This window comes from Nonomuraea sp. NPDC049158 (assembly GCF_040648335.1).
In the GTDB taxonomy this organism is placed as follows: Bacteria; Actinomycetota; Actinomycetes; order Streptosporangiales; family Streptosporangiaceae; genus Nonomuraea.
The window spans coordinates 26,318-41,359 of the sequence record NZ_JBEZDM010000062.1 but is presented as its reverse complement, the minus strand read 5'-3'; the positions used below and the strand labels follow the sequence as shown (position 1 = coordinate 41,359).

Below are 15,042 nucleotides of genomic sequence, written 5' to 3'. Positions count from 1 at the left end.
ACTCCCGCCTCGGCCAACTCAGCCCGATCGCCTACGAGATGATGGCAGATAGTCTGAGGCCTGCCGCCTGAAATCGGTGTTCGCGTTCATGGGGGAAGCCCCGTGTGGACATGCGAACTGATCGACCAGCCGTGGGTGCCAGAGCTACTGGGCGATGTTGCGGTGACGTGCGGCGCCGCGCTTCACCCGGGCCACGGCAAGGGTCCCTACCTTCGTAGCCAGATATGGCTGGACAGCGCCGACGACCCGCTGACTGAGCTTGTTCCGCGTGAGCTCACCAAGTCGACTGGCCCGCAGCAGTACCGACTGATGACCATCGAAGTGCGCAGCGGCGAAGACCTGCAATGCTTCGTCCCGAACCAGCGCCTGCTTGTCCGCCTCGAACTCGACCCAGAAGATGATCACATCCGTTTAGTGCTCATCGGTGCCGGGGTCGACCGAGCCCGGCCGTGGGTTGCGGAAGAAGATCAACTACCACCGATTGAAGCTGGTGGTTTGCTCTCGCGGTCCCGTCTGGGTGAGGGGAGGCCGGTAGCGTGTGGCTGGTTGATGGCAGCCCAGCCCGCGACGCCGCGTGTGGCGATGTTGCGGGCCGCGATGTGGTCGGCGTGCCCAGCGAGGCCGCACCGGGTGCAGACGAACCGGCCCCGCGCCGGCCGATTCGCCCTGCTGATGTGCCTGCATTCCGGACACGCCTGCGACGTATATGCAGGGTCGACCAGCAGGAAGGCGATCCCGGCTCGGGCGGCCTTGTAGCGGGTGAAGGCGATCTGCTGGGCGAAAGCCCAATTGTGCAGGGTGCGCCGCTGGAACCGATGAGCCCTTACCCGTCCACGGATACCCTGAAGATCCTCCAGGGCGACCCCACGGCCGGTGCGTTCGGCTTCACGCACCACAAACGTGCTGATTTGGTGGTTGAGGTCGGTCATCATCCGGTGCTCACGCCCGGACAGACGGCGCAGCACCCGCCGCGCCGCAGATGTGCCCTTCTTCTGCAACCGCCGACGTTGACGGTGCCGCCGCTCCCGCAGCCTGCGGACGTGGCCATTGCCACCGATCGGCCCGAGCAGGATGGGGCCGGGCAGTACCGCGCCGTCGGAGGTGACCGCCAGGTTCGCCACCCCTTGATCCACCCCCATAAAGCCGCTGACCGGCTCACGCACCGCCGGTCGGGGCAGAGTGACCGCGACCTGCAGCAGCCACACACCGCGCTGGCAGATCAGGTCGGCCTCCCCGAGCGGCAACGTGTCCACGGCTTTGAGGTCTTCCGGCCGGCCGGTGTAGGGCACGGTGACGCGGCCGGAGGGGGTCCACAGCGACACGGTCCGGGCGTCCCGGTTGAAGCTCATCAGCCGGGCGTCGTAAGGGACGGCGCCGCACGGGCGGAAGATGTGAGCGCGTTTCTTGCTGGCGCGCCGGTTGGCATACGCGCCCGCGACCCGGGCGATCGCCCGCACGGCTGCCTGCGCACCCAGCCCGGCCACCTGCCCGCGCACCTCGTAATAGGCCAGCCGATGCAACTCCACCACCGCGAAGACGCGATGCTGCCACGCCAGGCGAGAGATGACAGTAGCCGCCTGATTGCACAGCAGCACCGCCGCCGCCAGCGCGTCGGCCTGGGCCGGGGCGGGCGTGAGCCGCAGTTGCACGATCGAGGGCAGGCCGTTGCGTTTGGCGGCGGAGCGGCGGATCGCCATCGCGCACCTCCTGTCACAGAAACCTCACCCACCGCACACATTACCGAACGTGACCGAGTCTTTCCATACTGTTTTCGAAAGGAGGGGTGGCGCTTCCTCCCGACCCCGAAGGACCGGGTCTCCGCGCCACCATTCAGATGAACGAGTCCCGCCCACTTGGCAGACGGGGTTGCCGATGGTGCCGTACGACATGGCCAGAGCTGGTGTGCGTGCCGGGTTCGGCGGACGCTGGGCCTGCAGTTACCAGCGAGCCAATCAGGGTTGTCGCGATATCTAACCCATGGCCTTGTGCAGGAAGGAGCGCCGCGTCGCGTTCATAGGGCTCTCGAGCTGGTTCATCAGGGGACGCCCTTTACCCATTCGATGGGGATCGGTTGCGTCGCCATCGAAACCTCGCATGGGGCTGGCCAGCTCGCATGATTAACTCCGTACTCACATCACCGGCGATGAGCTGCCTTCGGAGAACCTGCCGCTCGCCGGCTGGAGTCGCCGAGGAGGCTCACCCTGCCCAGGCCGAGCGGCCGTCGTACCGCATCGAGATCATCAAGCCGCACAGCCGCAGCTGCGTCTGACGACCAAGGGGGCATGCGCGGCAAGCGCCTCGGAAATGTCGCCGAACAGCAGCTCGATGGCCTGCTCCGCCATGGCCCGCAGCGGCTGTTGCGTAACGGTCAGCGCCGGAGCGGTGTGGGCGCTCTCCGGCGTACCGTCGAGGCTGATCAGCGCCAGCCGGTCGGGGACCGCAAGCCCGCGGGCCCACGCCCCGGACAGGACCCCGATGGCGTGCTCGTCCGTGGCGGTGATCAAGGCGCGCGGCATGGCCCCTTTGGCGATGAGGTGGCGGGTCAAGGCGTCCGCGGCGCCGCGTGAGTAGTCGCAGCGCAGGAGTACGGCGTCCGGATCGCCGGACACGGCCGCGGCCCAGGCCTCGCGGCGCACTCCCACGGGTCCTTCGTCGGTGGGGCCGGACAGGAAGGCGAGGCTCCGGTGCCCGTGCCGGCGCAGGTGTCCGACGGCTTCGCGCACGGCGGCCTGGTTGTCGGCCGCCACCACCTGTCCGTGCCCGCCGGGGTGCCCGTGATGGACGTACACGGCCGGTACGCCTGCCGCCTCAGCCCGGGCCGCCACATCTCCCCCGCCGTCCGCGGCGACGATCACCAGCCCGTCGACCTGGGCGGCCAGGAAACGTTCGGTGAGATGCCGCTGGCGATCCGCTGAGTATCCGGCGTTGCCGACCAGCGTGAGGCGGTCGCGCTTCTCGAGCGCTTGCTCGATGTGTCTGGCCAGGGCGCCGAAGTAGGGATTGGACGCGTCGGCCAGCACCAGGCCGACCACGCCCGTCGTACGCGAGCGCAGTGCCCTGGCGATGCGGTTGGGCCGGTAGCGCAGCTCGGCCGCGGCCGCCAGGACGCGTTCGCGCGTCGCGGCGGCGACCGGACGCGGACCGTTGTTGATCACGTAGCTGACCACCGCCGTGGAGGTCCCCGCCCGGCGGGCGACATCGGCGAGCGTGATGGGCTTGTCTGCGCGTTTCGTCATAGCAGTTTACATTCTGCCATCTAATCGATTAGATAGCCGTGGTCTAACCGATTAGATGAAAGGTGAGCAGTGCCGGCCCTTCCCTTGATCATCGACACCGACACCGGGTCGGACGACGCGGTGGCGCTGTTGCTGGCCGCCGCCAGCGGTCTCGGCGACATCCGCGCCGTGACCACGGTGGCGGGCAACGTACCCCTGGCGACGGGGACCCGCAACGCGCTCTTTTCCCTGCAAGTGGCCGGGCGCGTCGACATCCCCGTCCATCCGGGATGCGAACGCCCGATGACACGTCCGCTGTCCACCGCCCAGCAGGTGCACGGCCAGGACGGGATGGGCGACATCTGCTTACCCGACCCGCTGCGGCTGGCCGAGGAGCGGCACGCCGTCGAGGTCCTGCTGTCCGCCCCGCGCGATCACCCCGGTGAGCTGACGCTGGTCACGCTCGGCCCGCTCACCAATCTCGCGGCCGCGCTGGTCCGCGACCGCGATCTGCTGACCCGCTACCGGCATGTGTACTGCATGGCCGGCGCCGCGGACCTGAGCGGCAACATCACGGCCACCGCCGAGTTCAACGCCTGGGCCGACCCCGAGGCGGCCCAGGTGGTGTTGCGGAGCGCCACGCCCGACAAGGTGACCTGGATCGGCTGGGACGTCTCCCGCCGGGACGCCGTCATGACGCCCGAGGACCAGTCCCGGCTGGAGCGAATCGGTACCCCGATGGCCACCTTCGCCCACCGCGTGAACCGTACTCTCGCCGACTGGGCCCGCGACGTCACCGGCCTGGCCGGCTATGACCTCCCTGACCCCATCGCCATGGCCGTGGCACTGCGGCCCGAACTGATCACCGAACGGGAGCGGGCCCATGTGGACATCGCCCTCGGCGACGAGACCCGCGGCCAGTTGATCATCGACCGCCGCCGCTCCGCCCCGCCGCCCAATCTGACGCTGGTCCGCCGGGTCAATGAAGCCGGCTTCAAGGACCTGCTGTTCACCACCTGCGCCGGAATCCACCAAAGCCGATATGACCTGAAAGAGCACCAATGATCGCCGCTCCCATACCGCGTCACGAACTGCACTGTCACCTCGACGGATCGGTACGCCCCGGCACGGTCGCCGACCTGGCACGCCACCAGGGCATCGCCTTGACCGCCCCCGTCGAGCGACTGGTCACGGCACCCGCCTCCTGCGGCAGCCTGACCCGCTTCCTCACCTACATCGACCTGCCGCTGCGAGTACTCCAGACCCCCGACGCCCTCCACCGGGCCGCCCGCGAGCTGGTCGAAGACTGGAGCGCCGACGGCGTGGTCTATGGCGAGGCGCGCTTCGCCCCGCAGTTGCACGGCCATCGCGGCATGACTCAGGACGAGGCGGTCCAAGCGGTCTCCGAGGGGCTGGCGGCGGGGCGGCAGGCCACCGGCGTACGCACCGGGCTGCTGCTGTGCTGCCTGCGGCACCAGACGCCCGAGGAGAGCCTCGCCGTCGCCGAGACGGCGCTGCGGCACCGCGACAAGGTGGCCGGACTCGATCTCGCGGGCGATGAGCGGCTCCACCCAGCTACCCCGCACCGGGCCGCCTTCGATCTAGCCCACGCGGCGGGACTCCCCTGCACGGTCCATGCCGGTGAAGCGGCGGGCGCCGACAGCATGTGGGAGGCGATCGACGTGCTCGGCGCGCGCCGGATCGGCCACGGCGTCAGGTGCGCCCGCGAGCACGCGCTCCGCGAGCGGCTGCGGCGCGACGGTATCGCCTTGGAGATGTGCCCGACCAGCAATGTACTGACCGGCGCGGTCTCCAGCCTCCAAGCGCATCCCGCGGCCCGGTTCCTGGCCGACGGGCTGGCCGTCACCATCAGCACCGACGCGCGCACCACCTCGGGGACCACCCTGTCCCAGGAGTTCGACCGGCTGCGCGCGGCGGCCGGATGGACGGCTGAGCAGGACAGGCTCGCGCAGGATCACGCGGCCGCCGCGGCCTTCGCCCCGTGATCGACGGTGCGGCTCAGGGCTTGGGATCACCGTTGACGAGGTCGATGAGTCCGAACGGTGCGCGGTCGCCGAGGCAGAGGTCCAGTATCTCGTGGGCGTCGGCGTAGAAGGCCTCGGTGCGCGGGAACAGCTCCTTCTCATAGGCGGTGAGTGCCGCTTCGATGTCGTCGGGGTGCGCGGCGATCGCCTTGGCGAGTTCGGCGCCGTCGAACATCGCCAGGTTCGCGCCGTCGCCTGACGGCGGCATCAGGTGCGCGGCATCGCCGAGGAGCGTCACCCCGGGCACGCGATTCCATCGGTGTCCGTCCGGGAGCGTGTGGATCATGCGCGCGACCGGAGCGGTCTCGCCGTCGGTGATCAGCGCGGTGAGTTCCGGTGCCCACCCGTCGAACTCGGCCGCGACCCGAGCGGTCACGGCGGCGGCATCAGTGAAGTCGAGGTCGGCGATCCACTCGGCGGGGCGGTTCAGCTCGACGTACGCGTGCAGGATGTTCCCCGCCTCGCGGTGCGCGATGATCCCCTTTCCCGGGGTCAGCGCGTACATCGCGCCGACACCGACCGCCTCGGCCGTCGCGGTGTGCCGCTCGTCGGCGTCGTAGAGGTAGGTGTCGATGAACGTCGTGCCGATGTACTCGGGCTCGGCGTCGGACAGCAGTGGGCGGATCTTCGACCAGGCGCCGTCGGCACCCACGAGCAGGCCGCTGGTCACGCTCGCGCCGTCGGCGAAGGTCAGCTCGTGCCGGCCATCGCCGAGGGGCCGGACACCGGTGACCTTGCGCCCCCACTTGACCGTCTGCTCGGGCAGGGAGTCGAGCAGGATCCGGCGCAGGTCGCCGCGGAGCACTTCGGGACGCCGCGCCTTGCCGTCGTCCGGGGCGTCGAACAGCAGCTTGCCGTGCTGGTCGAGCACGCGCAGCGCCTCAGCGCCTTCGTGGATGATCGCCCGGAACTCGTCGGTGAGGCCGGCATCGGCGAGCGCGCGCTGCCCGTCCTCCTCGTGGATGTCGAGCTGCCCGCCCTGCGTACGGGACTTCGCCGAGGGGTCGGCCTCGTAGACCGTCGCGGGGATGCCGTGGACGTGCAGGACCCGGGCGAGGGTCAAGCCGCCGAGGCCGGCGCCGACGATGGCGATCGGGTGGTGGCTGGTGTTCATGGGCTTCCTCGTTCCCGTGCGGGCGGAGCGCCGGGCGGCTGCCCGGACGCCTATATGGATCGGCGTTCCATAATTAATATGGAACGCCGATCCAGAATGTGTCAAAATGAGGTCATGCCACGGACACGCGGAAGAGCACCCACTGGGGGACGCGCCGGCGCCCTTTCGCGAGAGGTGATCGTCGACGCGGCCGTCGCGCTGCTGGACGAGCACGGCGAGCGGGGACTCACCTTCCGGCTGCTGGCCAAACAGCTGAACACCGGACCCGGCGCGCTCTACTGGCACATGACGAACAAGGACGAGCTCGTCGCCCTGGCCGCCGATCAGGTGCTCGGCCACGCCTTCGCCGCGGCCCCGCGCCTCGGGGTAGGCGCCGGCACCGAGCTGCGCGCGCTCGCCATCGCCGTCTTCGATGCCCTCGATCGGCACCCGTGGGCAGCCTCCCACGTCACCGCGCCGGCCACGCTGGCGAACGCACTGCGCCTGCTCGACCGCATCGGCACCCTTGTCGCACGGACCGGCCTGCCCGCCGAACGGCATTTCGCGGTCGCCACCGCGATCTCCTACTACATCACCGGCGTCAGCGCCCAGATCATCACCCCATGCGCCACCCTCGACGCGGCCACCAGCCGCGACGCCTACCTCGCGCAGACCGCCGAACGCTGGGCGGAACTCGACCCCGCCGACTACCCCTTCCTAGCGCGTACCACCGCGGACCTGCGCGAGCACGACGACCGCGACCAGTTCATCACCGGTCTCGACCTGCTTCTGGACGGCCTGAACACGACCGCGGACCCGCCCCCGCCCGCGTGATGCCGCGCTTCAGGCGGTGCGGAGTCGATCGTTCGGCCGTCCATGGCACCTCCTCCCCCGGCATATGCGATCTTGACGGCTCTTGGTACGTTTCCTACAGGTGCGCCGGGAAGTCTGGTCGGCAGGTCCTTGTCCCGTTGACCCCGAAGTTCCGTTGATCGCGAAGGATGTGCCCAGTGCGCGCCCACGACCTGCTTGCCGCCTTTCCCGTGGTCGGTCTCGACTCTCCTGTGGTCGATGCGGCCAGGATGCTCGCCGAGCAGGATCTGCCCGGCATCATCGTGGTGGATGACGACGGCGCGCCGTTCACCATCCTGCCCGGCACCCAGGTGCTGCGGCTGGCCGTGCCCCGCTATTGCCAGGACGATCCGGCGCTGGCCCGGGTGGTGGACGAGGCGCACGCCGACGCCTTCCTGAACGCGCTGAAGGGCCGCACCATACGCGAGGTCCTGCCACGGGACCGGCGCGAGTTGCCGGTCACCGACCCCGATGCCACCGTCCTGGAACTGGCCGCGTTGATGGCCCGCACCCACAGCCCGCTGGTCGCGATCGTCGCCGGTGGGCGTCTGCTGGGCGCGGTGACGCTGCAGGCGCTGCTGGACCGGGTGCTCGGGGCGTGAATGTGCTGGCTTGGGTGAGCGTGGCGGTGTTCCTGGCCGCGTACACATTGATCGCCACCGAGAAGGTCCACCGGGTCGCCGCCGCGCTCGGCGGCGCCGGGATCATGCTGGCCATCCACGCCACCGGCGCGAAGGCGGCGTTCTTCTCCGAGCACACCGGGATCGACTGGAACGTCATCTTCCTGCTGCTCGGCATGATGGTCATCGTCGGCGTACTGAAGGAGACGGGTGTCTTCGAGTACCTGGCGATCTGGGCCGCCAAGCGCGCTCGCGGGCGGCCGTTCCGGCTGATGGTGCAGTTGGTGCTGATCACCGCCGGCGTCTCGGCGCTGCTCGACAACGTGACCACGGTGCTGCTGATCGCGCCGGTGACCTTCCTGGTGTGCGAGCGGCTCGCCGTCAACCCGGCGCCGTTCCTGATCGCCGAGGCGATGGCCTCCAACATCGGCGGTACGGCCACCCTGGTCGGCGACCCGCCGAACATCATCATCGCCAGCCGCGGTGGCCTGAGCTTCAACGACTTCCTCCTGCACATGGCACCGATGGTCATCGTGCTGATGGCGGTGTTCGTCGGGCTGTGCTGGCTGATGTTCGGCCGCTCGTTCCGCTACGACCCCGAACGCGCCAGTGAGATCATGGCGCTGGACGAGCGGGAGGCGATCGCCGACCGCAGGCTGCTGTGGCAGTCGCTGGCCGTGCTGGCGCTGGTGATGGCGGCGTTCGTGCTGCACCCGGTGCTGCACTACGAGCCGTCCGTGGTCGCGTTGCTCGGCGCGGGCGTGCTGGTGGCCGCGACGAAGGTGACCACCGAGCAGGCCATCGCCGAGGTGGAGTGGCCCACGCTGGTGTTCTTCGCCGGGCTGTTCGTCATGGTCGGCGCGCTGGTCGAGACCGGCGTCATCGGCCGGCTGTCCCAGGCCGCCGCCGCGGCGACCGGCGGGCAGCTGGAACTGGCCACCATGGGCATCCTGGGCGCCTCGGCCGTGCTGTCGGCCATCGTGGACAACATCCCCTACGTGGCGACGATGAGCCCGATCGTGTCCGACCTCGTGCAGGCGGCCGGTGGCGGCGGGCCCGGACGGGTGCTGTGGTGGGCGCTGGCCTTCGGCGCCGACCTGGGCGGCAACGCCACCGCCGTCGGCGCCGCCGCCAACGTGGTCGTGCTCGGCATCGCCGCCCGTAACGGCACTCCCATCAGCTTCTGGCAGTTCACCAAGTACGGCCTGATCGTCACCGCGGTCACCGTCACGCTGGTCGCGCCCTACCTGTGGCTGCGCTACCTCATGTGACAAGTCCGGAAGCATCACTGTTCGGGATGAACCGAGAGGGATACGCTGGCACCAGGTGAGCCGGGAAGTCTGGTCGGCACGTCCACTCCGTATCGAGTGAAGGATGTGCCCGTGTGCCCCCGAAACCCGTACCCCCACGACTTGCTTCGCTCCCGGACATGAGCACGCGTCCGCTCCCGAGCGCGGCGACGCCGGTCATCGAGATCGCTCACCTCAGCAAGCGCTATCGCGACGTGACGGCCGTCGACGACGTCACCCTGCGCGTGGAGCAGGGGCAGATCTACGCCCTGCTCGGTCTCAACGGCGCCGGCAAGACCACCCTGATCCGCATGCTGCTCGGCATGATCGCACCCACCGCCGGGACGGTACGCGTCCTGGGCGCCGACGTCTCGGCCGGCGACCGCTCCGCCTGGGCCGAGGTGGGCTACCTGGTAGAGGAGGCCGCCGCCTACCCCGAGCTGACCGTGCGCGAGAACCTCGAGGTGGTCCGCCGGCTGCGCCGACTGCCCGGCAGCGCCGAGGACATCATCGAACGGCTGGCGCTCGGCCCCTACGCCGACCGCCGCGCCCGCGCCCTGTCGCTCGGCAACCTGCAGCGCCTGGCCCTGGCCAAGGCCCTCCTCCACGCCCCCGCCCTGCTCATCCTCGACGAGCCCGTCAACGGCCTGGACCCGGCCGGCGTCGCCGAGATCCGCGCCCTGCTCACCGACCTGGCCCACCAGCACGGCACCACCGTGTTCCTGTCCAGCCACCTGCTGGCCGAGGTCGCCCGCCTGGCCACCCGCATCGGCATCCTGCACCACGGCCACCTGATCGGCGAACACGACGCCGACCACCTGGACCGGCACCGCCGCCGCCACCTGCGCCTGTCCACCCGCGACGACGACGCCGCCTGCGCGGTGCTCCGCGCGGGCGGCTACCGTCCCGAGGTTGGGCCGGCCGGCCTGCTGCTCACCGATCCCCGCGCCCTGGCTCAGCCGGAGCAGGTGGCCACCGTCCTGGTCCACGGCGGAGTGCCGCCCGCCGACCTCCACCTGGAGGAAGAAGACCTGGAGACCTTCTTCCTGCGTACGGTCGGGCCCGGCGCCCAGGCCGCACCGGGAACCGTGACGAGCGCCGAAGCGGGGCCCGAGACGAGTGCCGGATCGGGCGCCGAGACGGGCGCCGGATCGGGGGCCGAGCATGCGTGAGGCGCTGTGGGCCGAACTGCTGAAGGTGCGGCGAAGCCGCCTGCCCTGGATCACCGCGCTGGCCTTCACCATCGCCGCGCTGGTGTGCGGGATGTTCATGTTCATCCTGGCCGACCCCGCCCGCGCCCGGGCGTTCGGCCTGCTCGGCGGCAAGGCCCAGCTGTCCGGCGCCAGCGCCGACTGGCCCGGCTATCTCGCCCTGCTCGCCCAGGCCGTCGCGGTGGGCGGCCTGGGCATCTACGGGCTGATCGCCGTGTGGCTGTTCGGCCGCGAGTTCAGCGACCACACCGCCACCGACCTGCTGGCCCTGCCCACCTCCCGCACCGCCATCGTGGCCGCCAAGTTCGTCATAGCCGCGCTCTGGGCGCTGCTGCTGGCCCTGCTGCTCGCCGGGCTCGGTCTGCTGATCGGCACCTTGCTCGCCCTGCCCGGCTGGTCGGCGCCGGTCGTGGGCGAAGGCGTCGCACGCATCGTGGCCGCGGCCGCGCTGGGCGCGCTGACCACCGCTCCGCTGGCCTTGGCCGCCAGCGTCGGCCGTGGCTATCTGGCCGCCGTCGGCGTCCTGTTCGGCCTCATCTTCGCCGCCCAGGTCGTCGCCGCGCTCGGCTACGGCGCCGTCTTCCCCTGGTCGGTGCCCGGCCTGTACGCCGGCATCGCCGGTCCCGACCAGGACCCGCCTGGCCTGGCCGGGCTGCTGCTCGTCGCGGCCACCGGCGCGGCCGGAGTCGTCACGACCGCCCGCTGGTGGAACCACGCCGACCACACCCGATGACGGGCACGCCGCCTATGGAAGGGAAGAGCGCCGCACGCACACGCTGACCAGCGGTCGGGCCTCCCGCACCCACTGACCAGCGGTCGGCGAGATGCCACAGAGCTGGCCAGCAATCGGCAGGATGCCGCAGTCTCTCAGCGAGACTCAGGACGCCGAGCCGCGCTCGGCCAGGCCGGTCAGCCGGCAGAGCACCGTGAACCCGTCCTCGGTGCCGGGCCAATGGCGGCGCACCGCCTGCAGCCCGGCGCGGCGGACCACCGAGCGCAGCACCGCGGTGACGATGATCGCGTCGTCGGCGTAGCCCAGGACCGGGATGAAGTCGGGCACAAGGTCGAGAGGCATGGCCAGGTAGGCCAGCAGCAGCCCTAGACGTACCCGCACCCCGCGTGGCAGCTCGCGGTCGGCGGCCAGGCGGCGCACCAGCCGCAGCACGTCGGGCAACAGCCGCAACGCCTCGCGCAGCAGCCCGCCGCGCGGCCGGAGGACTGCCAGCGCCGCGATCAGCGCCAGCCAGGTGACCAGCAGCGCGACGGCGATCCCGATCAGCAGATCCCATCCCCACCAGCCGGTCATCCCCGCTCCCCCGTTCCGTGCTCCGCCACGGTGAGACCGCTCTCGGTGGCCGGTGCCGTAACAAGTGAGAGCAACGATAGCTTCCCGCTGAAAGCCGCCACCACGGGGATCCGCCGGGTCACAGACCGATCAGCGACAGCACGCCAGACTCAGCCCGTCACAGCATGGGCCAGCGCGAACCCGCACACGCCCGCGCCCAGGCCGCCGGCCACGCTGGCCAGCACATTGGCCCAGGCGACGAAGCCGGCGCCGTCCTGGACCAGCCGCAGGGTCTCATAGCTGAAGGTGGAGTAGGTGGTCAGCGCCCCGCAGAACCCGGCGCCGGCGAAGGCCATCACCGCGCCGTCGGCGGGCAGCCCGGCCAGGAGGCCCAGCAGCGCCGAGCCGGCCAGGTTGACGGCGAAGGTGCCCCACGGGAACAGGGAATCGTGGCGCGCCTGGACGAGCCGGTCGGCCAGGTAGCGCAGCGGCGCGCCGATCGCCCCGCCGAGCACCACCAGCGCCACGGTCAGCGGGCCGGTCATCGGGGCTGCCCGCTGCTGGGGCGGCCGACGTAGCGGATCACCTCTACCTCGTCCACGACGGCCAGCCCCTCAGAGATCAGCTCGTCCAGCTGCGGCAGGAAGGCCCGGATCCGTTCGGCGGCATCGACGATGACGATCGACACCGGCAGGTCCTCCGACAGGGACAGAATGCGCGTGGTGTGGATGTGGTTGGAGGCACCGTAGCCCTCTATGCCGCGAAAAACGCTCGCGCCGGCCAGCCCGGCCGCGTGCGCGCGGTGGACTATCTCGCGATAAAGCGGCTTGTGGTGCCAGGTGTCGGTGTCGCCGACGTAGATGGTCAGCCGTAGCGCCGCTCCGGCCAGTTTCACGCTCGCCTGCTCTCTCGGACGTACCGGCGGGCCGCCGCACGCGCCGCCGCGCTGCCGGCCCACACCGCGGTCAGGGCCAGCACGGGGGTCAGCGCCAGGTACGCCAGCGCCGTGCGAGCCGCGTCGCCCGCCAGCAACTGGTTGATCTCCAGGATGTACGTGGAGAAGGTGGTGAACCCGCCCAGCACGCCGACGCCCAGCAGCGGACGCACCCATCCGGGCGCGGACCAGACCTCGGTGATGGCCACCATGAGCACCCCGATCAGCAGACAGCCGACGGTGTTGATGGCCAGTGTCGTCCACGGAAAGGCCCCGGCCTGGCGCGGAAAGGCCACGCCCAGGCCGTAGCGGGCCAGCGCACCCGCCGCGCCACCGAGCGCGATCACCCCCAGCGTCGCCCACGGAGCCCGGCGCAGCTCGGCACGCTGGGCGGGCACACGCAGGTCGACGTCGGCGTCCACGGGTCGCTTCGCTTCGGGACGAGACATGAAGATCCTCCTACCAGCAGCACAGAACAACCTCTGGTAGGGACCGTTGGCGGCTGGGTGCCACGGTTGCCCGCCACCGGATCGGCGGCGAGGCGGTGGGCCCCACCACCGCGACCTCCTCCACGGAGGTTCCCCTCGACTATACCGATCGGCCCCAACAGGACCTGGCAGCGACCTCGGCCCGCCCCGCATCAGCGGTTCCGGGCTTGGGCGGGTTCCGGATGGGATCAATGCACTGTTCTTGCTCGTCCCGAGCGGCGTTCACACGGCGTTCAGTGGGCTCTTCGAGGCTTGCGGGTCGGCACCCTATCTGCACCACGAAAGGCTTCATCGTGAGGAACAACAAGGACGAACAGGCCGAGTCGGCCGGGCTTTCCCGGCGGCGGCTGGTCAAGTACGCCGGTGTCGGCGCGACGCTGGCCGCCGCGGCTCCCCTGGTGGGCGGCACCGCCGCGCAGGCCGACGACGAGCGCTCCTTCGGCAACGGCGCCGGCAATGGCCGAATGTGGCGTGCGGGCGATCACCACGTCCACTCGGAGTACAGCGGTGAGTTCGACACCAAGACCAATCCGCCGACCTTCCACAAGGGCGCCGACGCGGTCTACCCGATCGTCACCAACGCGATCATGGCCAAGTACTTCGGGTTGACCTGGGCGATGTGCACCGACCACGGCGGCCCGACGCATTCCAAGGTGAACCTGGAGCAGGCTTATCCCGACCTGCTGCGCTCGCGTGTGCTCGTACCCGAGGTCCTGCAGTTCTGGGGCATGGAGTTCGACGCGCCGGCGCTGGACCACCACACGTTGATGATCCCGCACCACGCCGACGAGGCGCGGCAGTTGTTCGAGTTGGAGAGCCGCTTCGCCAAGCACGACGCCTTCCCGGCCGACGCGGGCCGCGACACCGAGGCCAAGATGGTGGAGTTCCTCAAGGCCGCCCGCGGCATGGGGCAGAAGCCGCTGGTGATCGCGCACCACGCGGCGCGCTCGGCGACCGGGCTGGGGGTGTGGGGTCAGGACACCCCGCGTGAGTTCCGCAACGGCAACAACGTCGCCCCCGACGTGTACGTGGGATTCGAGGGCGCCCCCGGGCACCAGGCGGGCCCCCTGAACGGTGGCGCGCGCGGCGGGTATGGCAACCACCCCACCTACGGCGGCTTCGACCAGATGACCGCGCGGGTCGGCGGCCTGTGGGACTCGCTGCTGGGCGAGGGCCGGCACTGGTGGATCACGGCCACCTCCGACTCGCACGTGCACTGGACCCGCGGCGGTTCGGACTTCTGGCCGGGCGAGTACAGCAAGACGTACGTGATGGCGCGCCAGGACTACGGCGACATCATGGACGCCCTGCGCAACGGCCGCATCTTCGTCGCCACCGGGGACCTGGTCACCGCTCTCGACGTCACCGCCGGCAACCAGGGCCGCCAGGCCACCGTGGGCGAGACGCTGGTGGTCAACCGGCGTACCCGCACCGACGTCGAGGTCGAGATCCGGTTCCGGCCGCTGGAGGGCAAGAACGGCAACGGCGAGCGCCCCGAGGTGCGGCGCGTCGACCTCATCACCGGGCAGGTGAGTGGCGTGAGCGCCAACCTGGACGCCGACACCAACCCCACCACGAAGGTCGTGGCGCGCTTCGGCCCGGGCGACTGGCGCCGGCAGGGCCGGGACTATGTCATCCGGCACACGCTGCGCGACGTGCAGACCGACAGCTACCTGCGGGTACGCGGCACCAGCACCGACGAGATGGAGCCGGCGGCCGACGGCAAGGAGAGCCCGTGGCAGGACCTGTGGTTCTACTCCAACCCTGTCTTCATCCGCGTCCGCTAACCCGCTAGCCCGCTGACCTGGGGCGGTCCCGCACACGACGCGGGACCGCCCTCTCTCCGCGCAAAGCGTCGGCCGGCGGCTGCGAAGCGGCGGACTTCGCCGTGGGCGATGAACTCGCGAGCACGCCGGGCGCGACCGTACACCTCCAACCTGCGCTCCATCCCGCCGCGAGTGGCACCCGCCACCAGCCGTGCGCGCCTCACACCACCGACGTCTGGCCTCC

General features: G+C 70.5%; 16 protein-coding genes. 8 read left to right on the top strand and 8 right to left on the bottom strand.

Translation table 11 applies throughout. The features are described 5' to 3' along the window. Positions 1 to 144 precede the first annotated feature (144 nt). The 3 genes from AB0B61_RS55180 to AB0B61_RS55170 all read right to left on the bottom strand — a co-directional run bounded on the left by AB0B61_RS55180 (position 145) and on the right by AB0B61_RS55170 (position 3,236). Complete coding sequence (locus tag AB0B61_RS55180; protein WP_358449946.1) at positions 145 to 405, bottom strand: hypothetical protein; 261 nt, start codon at positions 403 to 405, stop codon at positions 145 to 147. A 62-nt stretch (positions 406 to 467) separates the two neighbouring features. Continuing rightward, positions 468 to 1,697, bottom strand: a complete 1,230-nt coding sequence (locus AB0B61_RS55175) for a transposase (RefSeq protein ID WP_358449944.1) — start codon at positions 1,695 to 1,697, stop codon at positions 468 to 470. Between the two features lie 543 nt (positions 1,698 to 2,240). After that, entirely contained in the window at positions 2,241 to 3,236 is a 996-nt protein-coding gene (locus tag AB0B61_RS55170; protein WP_358449942.1) for a LacI family DNA-binding transcriptional regulator, read from the bottom strand. A 69-nt stretch (positions 3,237 to 3,305) separates the two neighbouring features. Between AB0B61_RS55170 and AB0B61_RS55165 the strand changes: the two genes are divergently transcribed. Next, entirely contained in the window at positions 3,306 to 4,280 is a 975-nt protein-coding gene (locus AB0B61_RS55165) for a nucleoside hydrolase (RefSeq protein WP_358449940.1), read from the top strand. Beyond that, complete coding sequence (add, locus tag AB0B61_RS55160; protein ID WP_358449938.1) at positions 4,277 to 5,221, top strand: adenosine deaminase; 945 nt, start codon at positions 4,277 to 4,279, stop codon at positions 5,219 to 5,221. The genes AB0B61_RS55165 and add overlap by 4 nt, the downstream gene beginning before the upstream one ends. Positions 5,222 to 5,234: 13 nt before the next feature. On the opposite strand, the gene AB0B61_RS55155 is transcribed toward add, so the two are convergent. After that, complete coding sequence (locus AB0B61_RS55155) at positions 5,235 to 6,374, bottom strand: NAD(P)/FAD-dependent oxidoreductase (RefSeq protein ID WP_358449936.1); 1,140 nt, start codon at positions 6,372 to 6,374, stop codon at positions 5,235 to 5,237. A 114-nt stretch (positions 6,375 to 6,488) separates the two neighbouring features. Here AB0B61_RS55155 and AB0B61_RS55150 point away from each other — a divergent pair, with 114 nt between their 5' ends. The 5 genes from AB0B61_RS55150 to AB0B61_RS55130 all read left to right on the top strand — a co-directional run bounded on the left by AB0B61_RS55150 (position 6,489) and on the right by AB0B61_RS55130 (position 11,058). After that, complete coding sequence (locus tag AB0B61_RS55150) at positions 6,489 to 7,187, top strand: TetR/AcrR family transcriptional regulator C-terminal domain-containing protein (protein WP_358449934.1); 699 nt, start codon at positions 6,489 to 6,491, stop codon at positions 7,185 to 7,187. Between the two features lie 176 nt (positions 7,188 to 7,363). Continuing rightward, on the top strand, positions 7,364 to 7,807 hold the full coding sequence (locus AB0B61_RS55145) for a CBS domain-containing protein (protein WP_358449932.1): 444 nt from the start codon (positions 7,364 to 7,366) through the stop codon (positions 7,805 to 7,807). After that, positions 7,804 to 9,096: an ArsB/NhaD family transporter gene (locus tag AB0B61_RS55140; RefSeq protein WP_358449930.1), complete on the top strand. Its 1,293-nt coding sequence runs from the start codon at positions 7,804 to 7,806 to the stop codon at positions 9,094 to 9,096. The genes AB0B61_RS55145 and AB0B61_RS55140 overlap by 4 nt, the downstream gene beginning before the upstream one ends. 158 nt (positions 9,097 to 9,254) lie before the next feature. Beyond that, positions 9,255 to 10,286: an ABC transporter ATP-binding protein gene (locus tag AB0B61_RS55135; RefSeq protein WP_358449928.1), complete on the top strand. Its 1,032-nt coding sequence runs from the start codon at positions 9,255 to 9,257 to the stop codon at positions 10,284 to 10,286. Beyond that, positions 10,279 to 11,058: an ABC transporter permease gene (locus AB0B61_RS55130; protein ID WP_358449926.1), complete on the top strand. Its 780-nt coding sequence runs from the start codon at positions 10,279 to 10,281 to the stop codon at positions 11,056 to 11,058. Before AB0B61_RS55135 ends, AB0B61_RS55130 begins: the two co-directional genes overlap by 8 nt. Before the next feature lie 144 nt (positions 11,059 to 11,202). Here the strand turns inward: AB0B61_RS55130 and AB0B61_RS55125 are convergent, their stop codons facing one another. The 4 genes from AB0B61_RS55125 to crcB (AB0B61_RS55110) form a co-directional block, all read right to left on the bottom strand. Then, a complete protein-coding gene (locus AB0B61_RS55125; RefSeq protein WP_358449924.1) occupies positions 11,203 to 11,631 on the bottom strand; it encodes a DUF1232 domain-containing protein in 429 nt (142 codons plus the stop codon). Between the two features lie 149 nt (positions 11,632 to 11,780). Continuing rightward, positions 11,781 to 12,143 carry a fluoride efflux transporter CrcB gene (crcB, locus tag AB0B61_RS55120; protein ID WP_358449952.1) on the bottom strand — a complete coding sequence of 121 codons (363 nt, stop codon included), beginning with the start codon at positions 12,141 to 12,143 and terminating at the stop codon, positions 11,781 to 11,783. Between the two features lie 8 nt (positions 12,144 to 12,151). Beyond that, entirely contained in the window at positions 12,152 to 12,505 is a 354-nt protein-coding gene (locus tag AB0B61_RS55115) for a DUF190 domain-containing protein (protein WP_358449922.1), read from the bottom strand. Then, positions 12,502 to 12,993: a fluoride efflux transporter CrcB gene (gene crcB / locus AB0B61_RS55110; RefSeq protein WP_358449920.1), complete on the bottom strand. Its 492-nt coding sequence runs from the start codon at positions 12,991 to 12,993 to the stop codon at positions 12,502 to 12,504. Before crcB (AB0B61_RS55110) ends, AB0B61_RS55115 begins: the two co-directional genes overlap by 4 nt. A 332-nt stretch (positions 12,994 to 13,325) precedes the next feature. Here crcB (AB0B61_RS55110) and AB0B61_RS55105 point away from each other — a divergent pair, with 332 nt between their 5' ends. Beyond that, the gene (locus AB0B61_RS55105; RefSeq protein ID WP_358449918.1) at positions 13,326 to 14,819 is read left to right on the top strand and encodes a phosphoesterase; all 1,494 of its coding nucleotides are present in this window, start codon (positions 13,326 to 13,328) and stop codon (positions 14,817 to 14,819) included. The last annotated feature ends 223 nt before the right edge of the window (positions 14,820 to 15,042 follow it).

Excerpts from the sequence above, each read along its gene's own strand:
- AB0B61_RS55175 (WP_358449944.1), bottom strand. The coding sequence starts at position 1,697 with ATGGCGATCCGCCGCTCCGCCGCCAAACGCAACGGCCTGCCCTCGATC.
- AB0B61_RS55170 (WP_358449942.1), bottom strand. The coding sequence starts at position 3,236 with ATGACGAAACGCGCAGACAAGCCCATCACGCTCGCCGATGTCGCCCGC.
- add (WP_358449938.1), top strand. The coding sequence starts at position 4,277 with ATGATCGCCGCTCCCATACCGCGTCACGAACTGCACTGTCACCTCGAC.
- AB0B61_RS55155 (WP_358449936.1), bottom strand. The coding sequence starts at position 6,374 with ATGAACACCAGCCACCACCCGATCGCCATCGTCGGCGCCGGCCTCGGC.
- AB0B61_RS55150 (WP_358449934.1), top strand. The coding sequence starts at position 6,489 with ATGCCACGGACACGCGGAAGAGCACCCACTGGGGGACGCGCCGGCGCC.
- AB0B61_RS55135 (WP_358449928.1), top strand. The coding sequence starts at position 9,255 with ATGAGCACGCGTCCGCTCCCGAGCGCGGCGACGCCGGTCATCGAGATC.
- AB0B61_RS55130 (WP_358449926.1), top strand. The coding sequence starts at position 10,279 with ATGCGTGAGGCGCTGTGGGCCGAACTGCTGAAGGTGCGGCGAAGCCGC.
- AB0B61_RS55125 (WP_358449924.1), bottom strand. The coding sequence starts at position 11,631 with ATGACCGGCTGGTGGGGATGGGATCTGCTGATCGGGATCGCCGTCGCG.
- crcB (WP_358449920.1), bottom strand. The coding sequence starts at position 12,993 with ATGTCTCGTCCCGAAGCGAAGCGACCCGTGGACGCCGACGTCGACCTG.